Annotated in this window: 18 protein-coding genes and 1 pseudogene; 11 read left to right on the top strand and 8 right to left on the bottom strand. The window is 57.5% G+C overall.

Annotated features, from left to right (window positions below):
- Nucleotides 1-55: 55 nt before the first annotated feature.
- Nucleotides 56-1,063: a taurine ABC transporter substrate-binding protein gene (gene tauA / locus FHT86_RS23235; RefSeq protein WP_133709805.1), complete on the bottom strand. Its 1,008-nt coding sequence runs from the start codon at nucleotides 1,061-1,063 to the stop codon at nucleotides 56-58.
- 394 nt (nucleotides 1,064-1,457) lie between these two features.
- A complete protein-coding gene (locus FHT86_RS23230; protein WP_133709804.1) occupies nucleotides 1,458-1,688 on the bottom strand; it encodes a hypothetical protein in 231 nt (76 codons plus the stop codon).
- 305 nt (nucleotides 1,689-1,993) lie between these two features.
- Here FHT86_RS23230 and FHT86_RS23225 point away from each other — a divergent pair, with 305 nt between their 5' ends.
- Nucleotides 1,994-2,260: a DUF2277 domain-containing protein gene (locus tag FHT86_RS23225; RefSeq protein WP_133709803.1), complete on the top strand. Its 267-nt coding sequence runs from the start codon at nucleotides 1,994-1,996 to the stop codon at nucleotides 2,258-2,260.
- A gap of 138 nt (nucleotides 2,261-2,398) precedes the next feature.
- Nucleotides 2,399-2,743, top strand: coding sequence for a transporter (locus FHT86_RS23220; RefSeq protein ID WP_246779618.1), 345 nt, complete (start codon nucleotides 2,399-2,401; stop codon nucleotides 2,741-2,743).
- Between the two features lie 312 nt (nucleotides 2,744-3,055).
- Here FHT86_RS23220 and FHT86_RS23215 read toward each other — a convergent pair whose 3' ends face one another.
- Complete coding sequence (locus tag FHT86_RS23215; RefSeq protein WP_133709802.1) at nucleotides 3,056-3,361, bottom strand: hypothetical protein; 306 nt, start codon at nucleotides 3,359-3,361, stop codon at nucleotides 3,056-3,058.
- Between the two features lie 149 nt (nucleotides 3,362-3,510).
- Here FHT86_RS23215 and FHT86_RS23210 point away from each other — a divergent pair.
- Nucleotides 3,511-3,943 (top strand): annotated as a pseudogene (locus FHT86_RS23210) (DDE-type integrase/transposase/recombinase); the annotation flags it as partial.
- A gap of 186 nt (nucleotides 3,944-4,129) precedes the next feature.
- Here FHT86_RS23210 and FHT86_RS23205 read toward each other — a convergent pair.
- The gene (locus FHT86_RS23205; RefSeq protein WP_133709801.1) at nucleotides 4,130-4,693 is read right to left on the bottom strand and encodes a TetR/AcrR family transcriptional regulator; all 564 of its coding nucleotides are present in this window, start codon (nucleotides 4,691-4,693) and stop codon (nucleotides 4,130-4,132) included.
- Nucleotides 4,694-4,803: 110 nt separating this feature from the next.
- On the opposite strand from FHT86_RS23205, the gene FHT86_RS23200 reads away from it, so the two are divergent.
- Complete coding sequence (locus FHT86_RS23200; protein WP_133709800.1) at nucleotides 4,804-6,207, top strand: amidase; 1,404 nt, start codon at nucleotides 4,804-4,806, stop codon at nucleotides 6,205-6,207.
- Nucleotides 6,208-6,490: 283 nt separating this feature from the next.
- Here the strand turns inward: FHT86_RS23200 and FHT86_RS23195 are convergent, their stop codons facing one another.
- Both FHT86_RS23195 and FHT86_RS23190 read right to left on the bottom strand, forming a co-directional pair.
- A complete protein-coding gene (locus FHT86_RS23195) occupies nucleotides 6,491-6,661 on the bottom strand; it encodes a hypothetical protein (RefSeq protein ID WP_246779617.1) in 171 nt (56 codons plus the stop codon).
- Entirely contained in the window at nucleotides 6,658-6,891 is a 234-nt protein-coding gene (locus FHT86_RS23190) for an SH3-like domain-containing protein (protein WP_133709799.1), read from the bottom strand. The genes FHT86_RS23195 and FHT86_RS23190 overlap by 4 nt, the downstream gene beginning before the upstream one ends.
- Before the next feature lie 87 nt (nucleotides 6,892-6,978).
- Between FHT86_RS23190 and FHT86_RS23185 the strand changes: the two genes are divergently transcribed.
- Nucleotides 6,979-7,173, top strand: coding sequence for a hypothetical protein (locus FHT86_RS23185; protein WP_183868883.1), 195 nt, complete (start codon nucleotides 6,979-6,981; stop codon nucleotides 7,171-7,173).
- Nucleotides 7,174-7,216: 43 nt separating this feature from the next.
- Here the strand turns inward: FHT86_RS23185 and FHT86_RS23180 are convergent, their stop codons facing one another.
- On the bottom strand, nucleotides 7,217-9,631 hold the full coding sequence (locus FHT86_RS23180) for a phosphoketolase (protein ID WP_133709798.1): 2,415 nt from the start codon (nucleotides 9,629-9,631) through the stop codon (nucleotides 7,217-7,219).
- Between the two features lie 368 nt (nucleotides 9,632-9,999).
- Here FHT86_RS23180 and FHT86_RS23175 point away from each other — a divergent pair, with 368 nt between their 5' ends.
- Both FHT86_RS23175 and FHT86_RS23170 read left to right on the top strand, forming a co-directional pair.
- Nucleotides 10,000-10,833, top strand: coding sequence for a universal stress protein (locus tag FHT86_RS23175; RefSeq protein WP_133709797.1), 834 nt, complete (start codon nucleotides 10,000-10,002; stop codon nucleotides 10,831-10,833).
- 68 nt (nucleotides 10,834-10,901) lie between these two features.
- Entirely contained in the window at nucleotides 10,902-11,342 is a 441-nt protein-coding gene (locus FHT86_RS23170) for a hypothetical protein (protein ID WP_133709796.1), read from the top strand.
- Nucleotides 11,343-11,368: 26 nt separating this feature from the next.
- On the opposite strand, the gene FHT86_RS23165 is transcribed toward FHT86_RS23170, so the two are convergent.
- Nucleotides 11,369-12,094 carry a response regulator gene (locus FHT86_RS23165; RefSeq protein ID WP_133709795.1) on the bottom strand — a complete coding sequence of 242 codons (726 nt, stop codon included), beginning with the start codon at nucleotides 12,092-12,094 and terminating at the stop codon, nucleotides 11,369-11,371.
- 143 nt (nucleotides 12,095-12,237) lie between these two features.
- Here FHT86_RS23165 and FHT86_RS23160 point away from each other — a divergent pair, with 143 nt between their 5' ends.
- The 4 genes from FHT86_RS23160 (at nucleotide 12,238) to FHT86_RS23145 (ending at nucleotide 17,219) form a co-directional block, all read left to right on the top strand.
- Nucleotides 12,238-12,993: a helix-turn-helix domain-containing protein gene (locus tag FHT86_RS23160; RefSeq protein ID WP_133709881.1), complete on the top strand. Its 756-nt coding sequence runs from the start codon at nucleotides 12,238-12,240 to the stop codon at nucleotides 12,991-12,993.
- Nucleotides 12,994-13,014: 21 nt separating this feature from the next.
- Nucleotides 13,015-14,937: a PAS domain-containing sensor histidine kinase gene (locus FHT86_RS23155; RefSeq protein WP_133709794.1), complete on the top strand. Its 1,923-nt coding sequence runs from the start codon at nucleotides 13,015-13,017 to the stop codon at nucleotides 14,935-14,937.
- 178 nt (nucleotides 14,938-15,115) lie between these two features.
- On the top strand, nucleotides 15,116-15,553 hold the full coding sequence (locus FHT86_RS23150) for a universal stress protein (RefSeq protein WP_133709793.1): 438 nt from the start codon (nucleotides 15,116-15,118) through the stop codon (nucleotides 15,551-15,553).
- 256 nt (nucleotides 15,554-15,809) lie between these two features.
- Nucleotides 15,810-17,219: a trypsin-like peptidase domain-containing protein gene (locus FHT86_RS23145; RefSeq protein WP_133709792.1), complete on the top strand. Its 1,410-nt coding sequence runs from the start codon at nucleotides 15,810-15,812 to the stop codon at nucleotides 17,217-17,219.
- Nucleotides 17,220-17,314: the final 95 nt, after the last annotated feature.

Genomic DNA, 17,314 nt, shown 5'->3' with positions numbered 1-17,314 from the left:
TCCAGTGATTTAAACGGCGGCCACTGTTCGGGCCGCCGAGAGGTTCCAGAGACTGCTAGTTCGAAGCAAGGGCGGCGGCCGCAAATTTCGGATCAACGAACTCGGCGTAGCTGTCCTTCACAGCAGTGATCTTTTTTTGCTCCTTGAGGAACTGCGCCGTGTCCTTGAGCGTCTTGGCTAGACCACCCTTGTCACCTCCGCCGAGCCAAGCCTCGGTCACCTGTTCCTGAAGGGGAACGACGACGGTGGTCTTAAGCCAGCCAGCATTCTCCTCTGGGGTCCCGCCTTGCAATTTGGCGATCAGCTTTATGTTGTCGGAGGTCGGCCCCCACGCGTCGGGGTGTTTTGCGAAATCGACATAATATTTGTCGATGAGCCCAACGTATTTCGAAAGGAATTCGGGATTCTTCTTCGCGAAGTCGCCGGTTACGACAAGTGCGCTAAAGACCGGAGCGCCACGTTTGGACACCTCACCCGATGTGATCAGGACCTTGCCGTCTTTCTTCAGTTCAGTGAGCGCCGGATCCCATACAAATGCGCCGTCAATATCTCCGCGCTTCCACGCAGCCACGATCTGCGGCTGGGGCATAGCGATGACCTGCGTGTCTTTCTCTGAAAGACCTTCCTGCTTCAGGTAAGCCAGCAATTGGTAGTGATCGGTGGAGACCGGGGCCGCAGAAAATTTCTTCCCCTTGAGGTCCGCTGCAGATTTGATATCCGGCCGCACGACGAGGGCTTCGCTGTCACCCGCGCCCGCCGTAACATATATGCCCTTCACATCGAGCTCCTTGCTGACCGAGGCGGCATACGGACTGGAGCCGACATCTCCTAGCTGGACGTCGCCCGACGCAATAGCTGCGAAGATGTCTGCACCGGAGTTGAATCGCCGGAATTCGATGTTCCAACCAGTCTCTTTAGCAAGCTCACCATTGGCAATGCCGACGAGGTACGGAACCGCGCCCGTTTGGTAAGCGATGACGACTTTGTTGGCGTCTTCCGCGTGAGCGGAAGAAAGTAGCGAAGCGATCAGACCGAAGGCTCCGAGAATTGTTTTGATGCGCATGGTTTTTACCCTCTCAGTTCATCCGTCAACCAACGCGGTAAGGATGGAACGAAGTTTCCATAATGTTTATCGTTTTTATAGATTTTCTTTTCCAAGAAAGATCGGATTCGTAAAACAGTCGTCCATCACGCGGGAAAGCTTCGAGATATCGGATGCCAAGAACTATCGGGAGGATACGTCACACAGAAAAGCCTCACCTCAACGAGGGGCGTAGGGTGAAGCTGCTGAGTTTCGATCAAAACAACCCTAGTTTGTTAGCCAATAGGCACAAACAAATATTCCAAAAAGGAACCCCGCCTGAACGACGGGGGAGAAGTGAGCGTGTGATGAGATTCTAGCGCCACTCAATATAAGATCAAGTTCACCAGCGTATCGCTAGAGGAACCATTGGCAATCAATCCGGATCACTGATTCCTCGCGCTGCGGCCGCCAGTTCGATCAGTTGCGATTCTTTTTGCACGCCTTGTCGGTAAAGCTCTATGATGATCGCCGCCACTCGTTGCGCCTCCTCTGTGTCCTTGCCAACCTTTAGCCTCGCTAAAATTTCATCCAAGGCCCCTTGGCAAATATCGAGATCATTCGAGGTTAGTGGCTCATCGTGCTTGCTGACAAACCGCCCGGTCATCGTAGTTTCCTCCTTTCGCCTATCGACAATCTCCTATGCGAATGGAGGTAATTTCGGTCATATTTCGTTTCAAGACTTTCGGTCTCGCGCCGCCGCCAACTTATTGGGCAAAGTCGAGATCAGCTACCAGTGTGTTTTCAACATTAAAGCCGACAGCAACAAACCGGACTGAAGAGGCTGCGCCCTGCCTTGCGTCGCGCAGCGTTCCGTCATTGGATCGGTTGCAATTAACGCTCACTGGACTACTTTCTGTGCCGGCCCACCCCTCCTTCCAGTAACAGAGAGAAGATGACCGGGAGCAAGTCATGTGCCGAAATATAAAACCCCTGTTCAATTTCGATCCGCCAGCGACGGACGAGGAGATCCATGATGCCGCGCTCCAGTTCGTACGCAAGGTGAGCGGGACGACCAAACCGTCGAAGCGCAATGAGGTCGCGTTCGAGCGCGCGGTCAGTTCGATCGCGGCGTGCGCCCGCGAGCTGCTCGATTCTCTGGAGACTTCTCAACCTCCTCGCGATCGCGAGGAGTATGCGGCAAAGGCGCGCGCGAGAACGGCGGTCCGGTTCGCGTAAGAAAGTCCCGTCACGGACAGGAGATCTCTGTCAGGCTTCAAGTTGGCCCAAGGAGGGGAGCGGCGAACTTCCTATGCTGACGGCATCGCGAACCGCCTTCGCAGCAAGGGCCTAACGGCGCGCGTTGGCGAAAAACCTATGTCACGGGCGACATATCGGTCGGATCATACGATCCCTACCCGTCGCGCCAATCTGGGAATTGGGCATGCGGCTGTCGATGCGGGCGCGGGATACACATATCTCGACACCACGACGGGCTGGGGGTTCTCCACCACCGCTGACGTGACCTACAATTTCGAGAACCCCGACACCGACTACCAGAATGGGATCGACTCCCATCTAGATGTCGCAGTCGCTCGACGGATCGAACAGCTTCTCCATCTTCCCGACTGCGGCGGAGACCGACGTATCGGCCATCCAGCGCCTCGTTTCGAACGTACGTCCCAGAATTCGGTGTTGATGGTGTTGCTCGATCCGCTGTAGCGCAGGCTGCCGTTCAAGGAGACCCCGACCAACGTCCTGTCGGAAAGCAGTACAAAGCCATCGCGATCACCGCGATCGCTGGAGAAATGGGGGCTCTCCTGTGGGCTATTGGCCAGGAAGTGCAACCAGCTCATCAAGCCCAACTAGTGTCCGCATCTTGCGATGCAATTGGAAGGAGGAGACAAGATCGATCATCCCGCCGCTATCCACTCCTGATTGGATCTCAAGGCGTCCAAGGATGGTTGTGGGTAGCTCACCAGGATTTTGCCATCCGCCGCGTATCGAATCCTCGCAACATGGCGGCGCGAGTTCTTAAATCCCTGACCCGTCGAGCTGCTGGGCGTCGTCGCCTTCCCAGGGGGAGGGCATGGAGGTGCGATTGAGATTGGCCGAGGGCATTGGCATCCAGCACTTCAATTCCGGTTCGGCATATTGGACGAGGCGGCCGGGCGAGGAATCAGAAGCACGCCAGCCTTCTGCACCGAACTGATCGCCATTCGACCAATACGCGAGGTCAACTTCTGCCGGCCCCTGTTCAGACGGGCGGATCGTGACGAGGATCCGACTGCCGTCTTTTGGCGCGGTTGTCATGTGGCGCCAGCGGTCTGGCTCGTCCATCGTTTTTCCTCCTGCCTTGCTGCAGGCTGCAAGTTTCGCCTCGCCATCGAAAACGGTCAACTCAAACTTTTGCACAACCCGTCCTCTATCGATTGACTGTCCGATAAGGGTTCAAACCACGGCCGGTTCGAGTCCTTTCAAGGTTCCACGCCCTCGTGCAAAGCCGTCGCGATGCCAAGGCTGCAAAGCGCCTGATGCGCAAGCTACCGAAACGCCAAGCTCAAACACCCCGGGGTCATGATCACCGATAAGCTACGGTCCTATGACGCCGCAAAGCGAGATATTATGCCCGGTGCCGAGCATCGATCACATAAGGGATTGAACAACCGGGCAGAGAACTCCCATCAATCGATCCGGCGGCGAGAGCGGATCATGAAGCGCTTGAAGTCTAAACGACAGCATCAGCGTTTTGTCTCGATCCATGATCCAATCGCCAACCTCTTCCACATTCCCCGCCCCGATATTCCATCTCACCATCATCGCGAGCTGCAAGGGGCGGCGATGCAAATGTGGAGTGAAATCGCTCATCTTCAGGTCGCCCGATCAGAGACCTCACGTCCTACCTTAACCCGACGCCGATAAGTCCTACAGCAGAGAATTGCGGAAGCAGTGGCGGAATAGTCGGCGGACATTGCCTGATCATTCCGTCTCGCGATCACTGTGCACGAAGCAGCGACAGCTCACAAAGGTGGGACGTCGCCGCATAACACGAACCGCCTCAAGAGCGATCTGGCAAGGTTCGTCGAGCTAGCGATCGTGTCCGCGGGATCAGGCGGGCAGAAGCCCCGCTGTCCGGTAGCTATCGATGAGAGTGTCGTAGAGTGAGATGTCCGCACGGCTTCTTGCCATCAACTGAGCACCTGCCACCGCAGCGAAGACAGCTTTGGCGTGTGCCTCGCTCGCATCCGGCTGGACGGCGCCGGCAGCAACCAGCGCCTTCTTCAACCATGCGACATTGACGTCGGCGAAGATCTGCACTTCCTTTTTCACCGGGTCCGGCAGGTCATCATACTCGGCACCCATGAAACTGCAGAGGCACATGCGGTTCTCGTTTTCGAGCGCCCGGCGAAAGGTTTCCGGGAAAAAGCGTAGTCGCTCGGCGGGATCGGAATTCTCTTCCCAGATCTTTTCGAGATCAGCGGCAGCGTCCTCCCAGTAGCGCTTCGCGACCGCTGACGCCAAGTCGGCCTTGCTCGGGAAATGATAATAAAGACTGGCAGCCTTGATGCCTACCTCAGCTGCGAGATCACGCATACTGAGGCCGCCATATCCGTGGGCCTGCGCCGACTTCTTCGCGGCCTCAAGGATGTCTTCGCGCGCATTCGAGCTCATTTCAATGCCTTTCTGGTCGGCCCCAGTTAATCGAAAAAAGGGGGTTGACCAAGGGAAAGTTTGCTTCTATCTGAGACTAACTAACGTTAGTTAGGTAAAAGGATGGAAAAATGCAACAGGATAAACTCCACTACACCGATGCCACCAAGCTGGCTGAACTCATCCGCACCAAGCAGGTCTCGCCTGTTGAGGTCGTCAAGGCGCATCTCGATCGTATCGAGGCGGTCAATCCCCAGGTGAACGCGATCGTCACGCTGGCCGGCGGCGCGCTGGAAGCCGCCAAGAAGGCCGAGGCGGCAGTGATGGCCGGTGACACGCTCGGCGCTCTCCATGGTGTTCCGTTTACGGTCAAGGACAGCATCGACACGGCAGGCGTCCTCACGCAGCGCGGCTCGCCGATCTTCAAAGGACACGTTCCCGATACCGACGCCACCGCCGTTGCGCGGTTAAAGGCTGCTGGCGGTATCCTCATCGCAAAGACGAATCCGCCCGAATTCGCTTACTCGGTCGAGACCGACAATCTGCTGACCGGCCGCACGAACAATCCCTGGAATCTCGACTACACCCCGGGCGGATCGAGCGGTGGCGAATCCGCTGCGATCGCGGCAGGCATGTCTCCGCTTGGTCTCGGCAGTGACGTCGCCATCTCCACCCGTGGTCCGGCGGCGCATACCGGCATCGTCGGCCTCAAGGCGACCCACGGTCGCGTACCGGCGACGGGTCACTGGCCGCGGGTTCCCCGCCGCTTCTGGCATATCGGCCCGATGGCGCGCAGCGTCCGCGATGTCGCGCTTGCCTATTCTCTGCTCGCCGGCCCCGATGGCATCGACGGCTATTCTGCCATTGCACCGGGCGTTGACACCGGCGTGGGCACGTCCAAGCGCCCGCTGCGCGTGGGCTGGTTGACCGACTTCTTCGGCCCGCTCGATCCTGAAGTTACTGCGACCGTCAAGGAAGCGGCCAAGGCACTTGCCGCCGCCGGCTCTCAGGTTGAAGAGGTCAGCCTGCCGATCCTGAAGGAAACCGATGGCGTCACCATCTTCTGGCAGCTGCAGCAGATGGAAACCCGCTCGGTATTCGAGAAGGTTACTGCCGGCCGCGAAGACGAGGTTTTCCATCACGTCAAGGCGATCTTCGGCACACCGGACACCTCGATCCAGGACTTTGTCGCCGGCGAGCAGGTTCAGGAGCAGCTTCGCGACACCTTCGCCGAGTACTTCCAGCGTTACGACGTGCTGCTCTGCCCGGTAACTCCGTTCCCGGCTACTAAGCATGGTCTCGAGGATGTCGTGATCAATGGCCAGGCATACTCGCCGTTCCAGGTCATGAACGCGACCTCGATCTTCAGCCTCACGGGCAATCCGGCAATGACGCTGCGCTTCGGGACGAGCCATAATGGGTTGCCGATCGGCGTGCAGATCGTCTCCTCCATGTACGCAGAAACGACGATGTTCGATGCCGCCTTGCGCCTGGAGCAGTTGAGCCCGGTTCGTGACCTGCATCCGTCCATCTAACATTGAGGTACCCGGAAGCTCGCTTCCGGGTGCCTTCAACACTTCACGCGATCGGCCGCGTGAAAAATAGGAACAAGAATTTACCTCAGGCCCCTGGCCGAGGCCGTCACCTAGGAATCCCGGCGGCCTCGAGACGGCGCTAGCGACAAGCTAGGCAACTTCAAAGCGATGCGGTCATCCAACGCATCGCCTCGTCTTCTTTTAAGCCGAATCCAGGGTCAGGCGGTGAAGGCAGGCCATTTCTTCCCGGAAGAAAATCCCAATGAAACCGCCGAGCTCCTGATCAACTTCCTCGCCGCATAATCCGATCAGAGCATGAGGGCTTCGCGCGGCCGGCTGTGAAGTAGCCCTTTTCGATCATGAGTTTCTGGAACGCCGTCTCCATCACGTCGTAGTAGCCGGGCGGGTCATTCGCGACGACGGGAGCGTGATCGTGGTGTTCGTGCTCGGTCATTCCGCTACCCCCTCGAGCCATGTCTCGAATACTTCGATACGAAGGTTATCGTTGGGCGAACTTGCATAGCCGTTCCAGACCTCGGTCATAGCAACTGCAATCCGGTAATGATGCCGATCGGAGCCAGCGTTGCGGCCGAAGGCCTCTTCCTCGTTGTGGACGGCCGTCGGCTCCATGATTGCCTCGACAATGGCGGTTTTGCCGCAGAGGTAGGTCGGCACCGGATCCATATTTCGAATTCGTGCGATGAAGAGAGCAGGCGGCTGGCGCGCAATCGTACCGTTTCGATAAACAAGGCACCGTCGACGGGGGCCATGATGCCATCCGAATTCGTCTTCGACACTGAGCAGGGTTTCCGCTCGCCCGGTGGGCTTCAGCGCTTCCTGACCGTCTTTTCTGAAGTCCAAAATCTCTTTGTCACATCACGTCAGAAACGCTCAGCCCTCGCGATCCATCTGCATCGTCTGAGGGCGATTGCGCATTGGAACCCCGTCGCGAACGTCTTCGCTTGACCAATGCGTGCATGAAAGGTCAGCTCGCCAATAGGCCAGTGCATCAAGACAAGCGCCGTCCATTGCCGTCATAAGGCCATTTCCAGTTGCTGATTTCCGGCATGTCCTCGCCGTGTTGGCGGACGTAGTAATGATGCTCTTCGAGTTTGCCGCGGAAAAGCTTCACCGCATCAGCCGCTTTTTCCTTCAATCCCGGCACGCGCTCGATCGCCTCGATGGCGAGATGGTAACGGTCGAGTTCGTTGAGGACGGTCATATCGAAGGGCGTTGTCGTCGTCCCTTCCTCGATGAAGCCGCGGACATGGATGTTGCTGTGGTTGGTGCGCCGGTAGGTCAGGCGGTGGATCAGGTAGGGATAGCCGTGAAAGGCGAAGATGACCGGCCGATCGGGTGTGAACAGCCGGTCAAAGACGTCGTCGGTCAGGCCGTGCGGATGCTGTTTATTGGATTGAAGCGCCATCAGGTCGACGACATTGACGACGCGGATCGACAGTTCCGGAATGTTTTGGCGGAGAAGATCGACCGCGGCAAGCGTCTCCATGGTCGGCACGTCGCCGGCGCAGGCCATGACGACATCGGGCTCCACGGCGCTCTGCTCATTGCAGGCCCAATCCCAGATGCCGATGCCGGCCTCGCAATGTCTAGCGGCTTCATCCATCGACAGCCATTGCAGCTCCGGCTGCTTGCCGGCGACGATGACGTTGATGCGGTCATAGGTCTTCAGGCAGTGATCGCCGGTCCATAGCAGCGTATTGGCGTCCGGCGGCAGATAGATGCGTACGATGTCGGCCTTCTTGTTGGCGACGAGATCGACGAAGCCGGGGTCCTGGTGGCTGAAGCCGTTATGGTCCTGCCGCCAAACATGTGAGGTCAGCAGGTAGTTCAGCGAGGAGACCGGTTTGCGCCACGGCAGCTCGCGCGACACCTTCAGCCACTTGGCATGCTGGTTGAACATCGAATCGATGATGTGGATGAAGGCTTCGTAGCAGGAAAACAGGCCATGGCGACCGGTCAGCAGATAACCCTCAAGCCAACCCTGGCAGAGATGTTCGCTTAGCACTTCCATCACCCGGCCGTCACGGGCCAGACTGACGTCATAAGGCTTGATTTCTTCCATCCACACACGGTCGGTCACTTCGAAAACGCTGCCAAGGCGGTTGGACTCGGTCTCGTCGGGGCCGAAGATGCGGAAATTGGTGCTATCGGCATTGAGGGTCAGGATGTCGCGCAGGTAATGGCCGAGGATTTCGGTCGATTGCGCTATCGATCTGCCGCGTTCTTTGACGGCAACGGCATAATCGCCGATGGCCGGCGTGACGAGTTTCCGGCGTAAGAGGCCGCCATTGGCATGGGGATTGGCGCCCATACGTCGTTCGCCCGCCGGCGCCAGCGCACGCAAGTCGTCCTTCAGGCGTCCGTCGGTGTCGAAGAGATCCTGTGGATCGTAGCTTTGCATCCAGTCTTCCAGGATCTTCCGATGGCCGGCGTCCTCGCGGCAATTGGAAACCGGCACCTGATGCGCCCGCCAGAAGCCTTCGACCTTCTTGCCGTCGACTTCCTTGGGGCCTGTCCAGCCCTTCGGGCTTCGGAACACGATCATCGGCCAGCGCGGGCAGAAATTTCCGGGCGCCCCATTGCGGGCCTCCTGTTGAATGCCGCGGATGCGATCGAAGGCCTGTTCGAAGGTCGCAGCCATCGCCTGATGCATCTTATGTGGTTCCGAACCTTCGACGAAGAACGGCTCGTAGCCGTAGCCGATGAAGAGATGGCGCAAATCCTCGTCGCTGGCGCGGCCGAGAAGGGTGGGGTTGGCGATCTTGTAACCATTGAGATGCAGGATCGGCAGCACGGCGCCATCACGCGCCGGGTTGATGAATTTGTTGGAATGCCAGCTTGCCGCAAGCGGGCCGGTCTCGGCTTCACCGTCACCGACGACACAGGCTGCGATCAGATCGGGATTGTCAAAGACGGCGCCATAGGCGTGGACGAGGGCATAACCGAGTTCGCCGCCCTCATGGATCGAACCGGGTGTTTCCGGTGCAGCGTGGCTCGGAATGCCGCCAGGGAAGGAAAACTGACGGAACAGCTTGCGCATGCCGTCCGTATCCGCGGAGATATCCGGATAGATTTCGCTATAGGTGCCCTCTAGGTAGGTATTGGCGACCATGCCGGGACCGCCGTGGCCGGGGCCGCAGATATAGATGATGTCGAGATCGCGATTGCGGATGATGCGATTGAGATGGGCGTAGATGAAGTTGAGGCCGGGTGTCGTGCCCCAATGGCCGAGCAGGCGGGGCTTGATATGCTCCGCCTTCAGCGGATCGCGCAGCAGTGGATTGTCGAGAAGATAGATCTGGCCGACCGAGAGATAGTTGGCCGCGCGCCAGTAGCGGTCGATAGGGACGAGTTCGGCGGCGTCGAGTACCGTCGCATCGGATTTCCAGTCATGCTTTTCCATGAGATTGCTCCAATCCAGTGTGGTCGAGTGCGAAACTATCGCCGATGGTGCGAGCCACTTATGATCTGGATCATTCGCCCGCAAAAATCGACAAGGCCTCATTGGTCGCCGACAGGCCGAGCATAGAGAATTGCCATTCCTTATTTGGTTGTGGCTTCAAACCTTGCATTGACCAGCATCAAGACGCCCCACGATCTCCAGGCCCCAGCCAAGGCTGCCAGTGCTGCTGGCCCCCCTTCGACCGACCTATTCACTGAAGCGAGCAATATTTCCGGTCGCTCCGTGGGCTCTTGACCAGGATCAAGGCGAAGCACCGACATGGGCCTAAATTCGCAGCGATCGAACAAGTCCAAATGTGAGGTATCACCATGCAAGCCAAAACCATTCTGAGCATTATCGGCATCAACCAAAACGACGAGGATCTGCGGGCAGCGATCGAACTGTGCCGGGTGGCCGGGGCCCATCTTTCGGTGCTCGAAACAGCGCTCGCAATAGCTCCTATCGGCGGATACGGCGAAGTCTCCTCGTCCGCATGGGCCGAAGAACGCGAGCGCCAGTCGGAGAAGCTAGGCCAGCAAGTCGCAGCCGCAAAAACGCTGCTGCAATCCAGCGACATTTCGTTCGATGTCGATGCGCTGTTTACGGAATATGGCTGGGTCGAAAACGAAATCGGTGAACGGGCGCGATATGCGGACCTGACGCTGATCGGGGGCGGTCTCTTGGCGGAGGATGATATGCGGTGGCGCATTCTGGACGGCGCGCTGTTTCAATCGCCGGCGCCGATTTTCGTTGTGCCGAAAGGATACGTCGCTTCCCTTCGGCCGCGCACTGTGCTTGTCGCCTGGGACTCCGGTAATGAGGCAAGTCACGCCGTTCGCGCCGCGATGGAACAGTTGACGGCGGCCGAAAAAGTACATGTCGTCATCGTCGACCCGCACGCTTCAACCCGCGGCAACGGAGAAGAGCCTGGGGCCGATGTCGCCGCCTTCCTTGCACGACATGGCGCCCATGTCTCGGTCGATATTTTGGCAAGCGGCGGTAGGACCGTTGCCGAAGTCCTGCGCCAACACGCTGTGGATACTGGGTCCGACTTGATCGTCATGGGTGCTTATGGACATTCGCGCATGCGGGAATGGATTTTCGGAGGCACCACGCGCTCGATGCTGGAGGCCGCACCCGTCCCATTGATGATGACGCGATGACAGCAAACTGGAGGGTGCCGTGGCGTCCTCCGGTTTTGTCCCAACAATGAGGTGCATGGGAGGGGAAGATGGATGGAATCTATGACGTCGCTTCGTTGCGATCCGATCAGATCGAGCGGGCCTACCCGCTGATCCAAGCGGCTGTCCCGAGTCTTGACCTGGCAAGCTGGCACCGAATGGCCTGCAATGCCTTTCGGCGCGAAGAAATCCTCGTGGCCGTCAATCCGCGCGGATATCTACAGGGCCTCATTATCTATCGGCACTTCAAGCATCCCGTGCTAGGGGCGCTGCTGGATGTGATCTTGCTTTGTGTTACAAGTGCGGCCGATGAGCGTGGCGTGGCCGGAGCCTTGTTCGCAACCGTCAAAGTGCGGGCCAAAGAACTGAAATGCGCGGGGATTCGTTTCTGGAATCAGGATCCGGGCAATTGGCTCCGGATGCGAGACGAGGCGCAATTCAACCGTCTGGATCACGGCCTGATGGTTTCCCTTGCTGACCTGGCCCGGTGAACTTTCAAAGCCTCCAGCTGCGCCGGTCACACTTTGCCTGTGAATACATAGCCGACACCGCGTATCGATTTGATCAATTGCGGACGCCTGGGATCGGTTTCGATTTTCTTGCGCAACCGGGCGATTTGAGCGTCGATCGTCCGATCAAAAGCTTCGAGATTGCGACCGCGAGTGAGGTCCATCAAAAGCTCTCGGCCCAGCACACGCCCGGCATGCCGGACGAAGACGACAAGCATGTCGAATTCGCCGGTGGTCAATTCGATTTCGTCACCGTCCGCCGTCAAGAGTTGGCGCTTTCCGATGTTGAGCTGCCAGCCTTCGAAGCGGATGATTTCGCCGAGGCTGTTGTCTGGGCTTTTGGTGATGGGCTGACGCCGGCGAAGGATCGCCTTCAGGCGCGCATGCACTTCCCTGAGATGAAAAGGCTTGGCGATATAGTCGTCAGCGCCGACCTCGATACCGACGATCCGGTCCACCACGTCGTCCCGGCCGGTGAGCATCATGATCGGAATGTCCGATTGCGTACGAATCTCACGGGCGAGATCCAGCCCGTCTTCACCTCCGGGCAGGACCAAATCCAGTAGGATGATATCGAAATTCTCCTGACGCAGCCGAGCGCGCATTTCTGCGCCGCCTGATGCTGCGGTCACCGCATATCCCTCACCCTCAAAATACCGGGTCAGCATCTGCCGGATTCTCGGATCGTCATCCACCACTAGAACATGTTCACGTCGAAGCTGGTCGGAGGCCATCACAAAAGGATCCAGATAAACGCAGGCGGTGCCCTGTGACAATCCGTTACAAATTCGCGCCGTTTTTAACACGCGCGGCATTCGGCTGTCACCCGCAGACGATCAATTATCCAACATCGACACAACATTTGAGAGGGATTGTCATGTTGCAGGCAAATCATGCAGTACAGGCTTTGAAATATAGTGAAGCTGTGGTTTTCGGTGGGGAACCGATTTGCCTCCAATCCCTCTTCAAGAAGCAGCCGGTGGAACAGTTGGACGCCGGGAGGTCGTTGTTTTTTGAGGGTGATCCGGCCAAACATCTTTTCGAGGTCGTTGAAGGCGTTCTGCGAATTTTTAAGATAATGGCAGACGGCCGACGCGTTATCACAGGCTTTCTCTATGCAGGTGATCTCGTCGGCGTATCGCTCAGGAATCATTATCTCTACAGTGCCGAAGCCGTGACCCCGGTCAAACTCCGCCGCTTCGCCCGTAAATCCTTCGAAGACGCCGTCAGTGACTCGCCAGAGCTGAGGCCGCAGCTCTTTGCGCGCCTATGTGACGAGATGGCAGCGGCCCAGGATCAGATGGTGCTGCTGTCGTGCAAGAATGCCGAGGAGAGATTGTGCAGCTTTCTCCTGCAGCAGCTGCGGCGCAAGCGAGAGCAAGAACGCGCGACCGACCTCATCGACCTACCGATGACACGCCTCGATATTGCCGACTATCTTGGACTGACAATTGAAACCATCTCGAGGACGATGACGAAGCTGACGAATAAAGGTGTCGTCAGCCCCGCCGGCCGCCATTCCATTCGTATTGCAAAACCAGGAACGCTCGCCCATCTTGCGGGAGACGGAGATGAATGCCACGACAGCAGTTCGTCCGTCGTGGCCTTTGACTGCGCTGGACGACGCCACTAAGCGAACAAAAGCGAAATCAAAATGAACGAGCAGTCGACATTGACCCAGGCAGGAGAAGGCGGACTGGACGAGATTGCTCGGGTACTCGATGGCGCGAACATCATCATTCACGGTTTCGATGGCGTCATTAGTCGGTGGACAACAGGTTGCGAGCGGCTTTATGGCTGGAGCCGGGAAGAGGCGGTCGGCCAGGTGGTTCACGAACTGCTTGCGACCGACTTACCGGAACCTCTCGATCAGATACGCGAGAAGGTCGCTCGCCACGCCGTCTGGCAAGGAGAACTCGTTCATCGTCACAAGGACGGCCGATCCATTTTCGTCGCCAGCCGGTGGGTGTCGGCGTCTTCGGTCGAGCCAAATCGGCAATTCATCGTCCAAACCAACAATGATATTAGCGACTTGAAGCGGATACAGGCAGATCTCGCCGAGCGAGAGGCGCACCTGCGGTCCATTCTGGCAACTGTTCCGGAATCGATGGTCGTCATCGATGAAGCCGGTATGATCACCTCCTTCAGCGCGGCGGCGGAGAGCTTGTTCGGATATTCAGCCGATGAGGTCTACGGAAATAATGTTCGTATGCTGATGCCTTCGCCAGACCGGGAATCGCATGACGGCTACATTTCTCACTATCTGACCACTGGCGAGCGGCGCATTATCGGTTACGGCCGTGTCGTCAGCGGACAACGCAAGGACGGCTCGATCTTTCCAATGGAGCTATCGGTCGGCGAAGCCGTTGCCAACGGCAAACGCATCTTCACGGGCTTTGTGCGCGACCTGACCAGCCGGCACAAGATCGAGGAGGAGTTGCGGCAAGCCCAAAAGATGGAGGCCGTCGGCCAGCTGACAGGCGGGTTGGCTCATGACTTCAACAACTTGCTTACCGTTATCAGCGGCAATCTGGAAATGATCGAAGGCAAGCTTCGGGATCAGAAGCTGCTGGCGCTGCTGTCGGAGGCGCAGGCGGCCGCCGAAGATGGTGCCAAGTTGACGGGACAGCTCCTGGCATTTGGCCGCCGGCAGCCGCTGAACCCCAAGCTTGTCGATACCGGGCAACTTGTTGCCGGTTTTTCCGATCTGCTGCGGCGAACGGTTGGCGAAAGCATCGAATTGCGAACGGTCGTTACCGGCGCGATGAACGAGGCGCTAGTCGACGGGTCACAATTGCAGAATGCTCTTCTCAATCTTGCGCTCAACGCACGTGACGCCATGCCACGCGGCGGCTTTTTATCAATCGAGATTTCCCGTGTGCGGCTCGACGCCGACTATGCGCAGATGTATCCCCAGGTTCGAACCGGTGAATACGTGCTTATCTCCGTGACCGATACCGGTGTCGGAATGTCGAGCGAGATCCGGGAGCGCGCTTTCGAGCCTTTCTTCACAACGAAAGGAATGGGTGCTGGCACCGGCCTTGGCCTCAGTATGGTCTACGGCTTTGCCAAACAGTCTGGAGGTCATATCCAGCTCTATAGTGAGATCGGGCAGGGGACGAGCGTTCGCATTTTCCTGCCGGCGGCGAAGAAGCCGCAACCCGACCATGGGGCGGAATACTCCAAAAAGGACAAAAGCCAGCCTCTACCCCGCGGGTTCGAGTGCATCCTCGTCGTCGAAGATGATGCGCGCGTGCGTCGTGTTGCAGTGTCGCGGCTGCTAGACGCCGGTTATAGGGTTATAGAAGCAGCAAACGGCACCGAGGCGCTGAAGCTCTTCGAAGACAATCCGGATATCGCGCTTCTCTTTACCGATGTCGTCATGCCGGGTGGCATGGCGGGTGACGAATTGGCCCAGAAGGTCCGCGCGCTGCGCCCGGGCATCAAGGTATTGTTCACCTCCGGATACGCTGAGCCAACCATTGCCGGTCGAGAACTTGCGGAGACCGGAAGTTGGCTCAAGAAGCCTTATACCGCGCACGAACTCGCCATTCGCCTACGCGAACTGCTCGATTGAACCATTTTCGCGGGGTCATACGGCAACACACTGTCGCCTACCTTGTTGGCTGCGACAGCGGCGCAGCTGATTGAAAAGGCTTCAGACGAACCGGTGTCTTACGGTGATGAATATTGACGCTGATCAAAGCCGTCGCATCCGGGTTTGCTAGACTTCCTTCCAGCAAGAGGAGGTTCTCATGTTTTCCAATATTCTTGTCCCAACAGATGGCTCGCCACTCGCTTTCAAGGCTGTTGAGAGAGCAGTCGAATTTGCGCGCGACATCGCCGCGACCGTCATTTTCCTGACAGTTGTCGAGCCGTTCCACATTATTTCCATTGAAAGCGAGCAGCTAACGAGCACGCGCGACAGCTACGAGAGATTGGCAGATATGCAGGCTGCACAGTTTCTGGCGGAGGCGGAAATGAAAGCACGCGAACGCGGCGTCACTTGCCACACGGTGAGCGTCGAAAGCGACAATGTGCACCTAGCCATCATTGATACTGCCATCGCTCATAGCTGCGACTTGATTGCCATTGCTTCGCATGGGCGTAGTGGTGTCAGCGCGTTGGTCCTTGGCAGCGTTACCGCCAAGGTTCTCAGCCAGTCGCAGATTCCCGTGCTTGTCTACCGCTAAGACGGGCAAGCAATTTCCTGTGAGCATGGGCGACAATGCGACGTATGCACATTTCATTCGGAGAGCCATGTCGCGCGTCACTTTCGTTTTCCACCGATCGTCGTTGTTCGGGCCTTCTGCGCGGCACTTAAACCGGCGCGACGAGGCCTGACGTTGCGGAACGGTCAAAACTAAGCGACGGAGCTTTATTGAGCCATGTCAATGTAAGCCCGTTCTTTGGCTGCCATTCTGACCAATCTAGGAGAGGATTGCCACGATGGACGTAATGGAAAGGGCTGCTACGCAAGCAATCACTAACATCAGGCTGATACTTTGGGGTTCGCACCGACCGTCTGGATCATCATTCGCAAAACTGGGTTTTTCGGTGGCTTTTATCCTCTTTGCGATTGTGAGTTCCGTCAATGCTTCGAAAATAACGCAGCCATCTTTAGCGCCGATGGTAGAGCGCGTCGTTCCGAGCGTCGTCAGTATTGCCGTGCAAGGAAAAGCGCAGCCGAACGATGACAGTTCGATAGAGGATGCAGCGCCTTTAATCCGATCGCAGACAACAGGTTCCGGCGTGATCGTCGATGGAACGAACGGATATATACTAACAAGCAATCACGTGGTGGAAAACGCCACCGGTATTGACGTGATGCTTGCCAACGGCGATGCCTATGAAGGCACCGTAGCCGGTGTTGATCCGGAGACCGATCTTGCCTTGATCCAAATTAAGGCGTCTGGCTTGACCGCCGCACGCATGGGCGATTCGACAAAGCTGCGGGTCGGAGATTATGTCGTTGCCATTGGAAATCCCTTCGGGCTCGGTCAAACGGTGACATTCGGCATCGTCAGCGCCCTTGGCCGCGCAGGACTCGGTCTCGATGGCTACGAGAACTTTATTCAGACGGATGCTTCGATCAATCCCGGTAATTCAGGTGGTGCTCTAGTCAATCTTGATGGAGAACTGGTGGGTATCAACAGCGCCATACTTGGACCGTCGGGTGGTAATATTGGCATTGGTTTTGCCATACCCGTCAGCATGGCAAAGGATGTCATGGAACAACTTATCGCACATGGAGAAATTCGCCGCGGTCAGCTCGGTGTTGCAATCCAAGACAACAATGCGGATTTTGAACAGGCCCTCGCGATCACATCGTCAACGGGTGCTCTGGTGGGGGAAGTCATCCCGGATTCCGCGGGTGCAAAGGCTGGGATTAGGCCAGGCGATGTCATCGTCGCCATCAATGAGACACCGATCCACAACGCCAGCGAGCTTCGCATGAAGATCGCCGCGTTCCCACCTGGAACAACCGTGAAAATGTCGGTCATCCGACCCACAGGGAAGGCGGATCTGATTGTAACGTTGGCGGCTGCCCTGCCTAGCAGACAACCATCGTCGCCCATTGCGATTGAGGGGAATGGGTTGCTGGCGCTTGTTACCTTACAGATGCTAGGGCCAGACTCCGACGCTTATGGCAAAGTCGAAGGTGCCTTTGTCGAGTCCCTAAGTGATCGCAGCAAAGCTGCAGCAGCTGGCCTGACGGCGGGAGACGTCATTGTTAGTGTTGACCAGAAGCCGGTCAATTCACCGCAGATGATTGCGGCGCTCACGCAGAACGAAAAAGATCTGCTTTTGTTGGGCATTTTCCGCGACGGACATGTGCGTTTCCTGATCGTGAAGTGACCATCAACAGATGGCAAGAATTCCGCCGCTCATTCGGGCTGAAGCTCACCGACGGTTGTTGGTCGATTGATGCAACGGGCTGCTCTATCGCGCGG

This window comes from Rhizobium sp. BK313 (assembly GCF_014193655.1).
In the GTDB taxonomy this organism is placed as follows: domain Bacteria; phylum Pseudomonadota; class Alphaproteobacteria; order Rhizobiales; family Rhizobiaceae; genus Rhizobium.
Note: the sequence above shows the minus strand (reverse complement) of the source record. Positions and strands in the feature narration are given on the sequence as shown.

Bases quoted from the DNA above. Each gene is read 5' to 3' on its own strand.
- FHT86_RS23155 (WP_133709794.1), top strand. From the start codon at position 13,015: ATGAACGAGCAGTCGACATTGACCCAGGCAGGAGAAGGCGGACTGGAC.
- FHT86_RS23175 (WP_133709797.1), top strand. From the start codon at position 10,000: ATGCAAGCCAAAACCATTCTGAGCATTATCGGCATCAACCAAAACGAC.
- FHT86_RS23145 (WP_133709792.1), top strand. From the start codon at position 15,810: ATGGACGTAATGGAAAGGGCTGCTACGCAAGCAATCACTAACATCAGG.
- FHT86_RS23190 (WP_133709799.1), bottom strand. From the start codon at position 6,891: ATGGATCCGGTGCCGACCTACCTCTGCGGCAAAACCGCCATTGTCGAG.
- FHT86_RS23195 (WP_246779617.1), bottom strand. From the start codon at position 6,661: ATGACCGAGCACGAACACCACGATCACGCTCCCGTCGTCGCGAATGAC.
- FHT86_RS23220 (WP_246779618.1), top strand. From the start codon at position 2,399: ATGTCACGGGCGACATATCGGTCGGATCATACGATCCCTACCCGTCGC.
- FHT86_RS23185 (WP_183868883.1), top strand. From the start codon at position 6,979: ATGCCATCCGAATTCGTCTTCGACACTGAGCAGGGTTTCCGCTCGCCC.
- FHT86_RS23160 (WP_133709881.1), top strand. From the start codon at position 12,238: ATGTTGCAGGCAAATCATGCAGTACAGGCTTTGAAATATAGTGAAGCT.
- tauA (WP_133709805.1), bottom strand. From the start codon at position 1,063: ATGCGCATCAAAACAATTCTCGGAGCCTTCGGTCTGATCGCTTCGCTA.
- FHT86_RS23200 (WP_133709800.1), top strand. From the start codon at position 4,804: ATGCAACAGGATAAACTCCACTACACCGATGCCACCAAGCTGGCTGAA.
- FHT86_RS23165 (WP_133709795.1), bottom strand. From the start codon at position 12,094: ATGGCCTCCGACCAGCTTCGACGTGAACATGTTCTAGTGGTGGATGAC.
- FHT86_RS23205 (WP_133709801.1), bottom strand. From the start codon at position 4,693: ATGAGCTCGAATGCGCGCGAAGACATCCTTGAGGCCGCGAAGAAGTCG.
- FHT86_RS23150 (WP_133709793.1), top strand. From the start codon at position 15,116: ATGTTTTCCAATATTCTTGTCCCAACAGATGGCTCGCCACTCGCTTTC.
- FHT86_RS23180 (WP_133709798.1), bottom strand. From the start codon at position 9,631: ATGGAAAAGCATGACTGGAAATCCGATGCGACGGTACTCGACGCCGCC.
- FHT86_RS23230 (WP_133709804.1), bottom strand. From the start codon at position 1,688: ATGACCGGGCGGTTTGTCAGCAAGCACGATGAGCCACTAACCTCGAAT.
- FHT86_RS23170 (WP_133709796.1), top strand. From the start codon at position 10,902: ATGGATGGAATCTATGACGTCGCTTCGTTGCGATCCGATCAGATCGAG.
- FHT86_RS23215 (WP_133709802.1), bottom strand. From the start codon at position 3,361: ATGGACGAGCCAGACCGCTGGCGCCACATGACAACCGCGCCAAAAGAC.
- FHT86_RS23225 (WP_133709803.1), top strand. From the start codon at position 1,994: ATGTGCCGAAATATAAAACCCCTGTTCAATTTCGATCCGCCAGCGACG.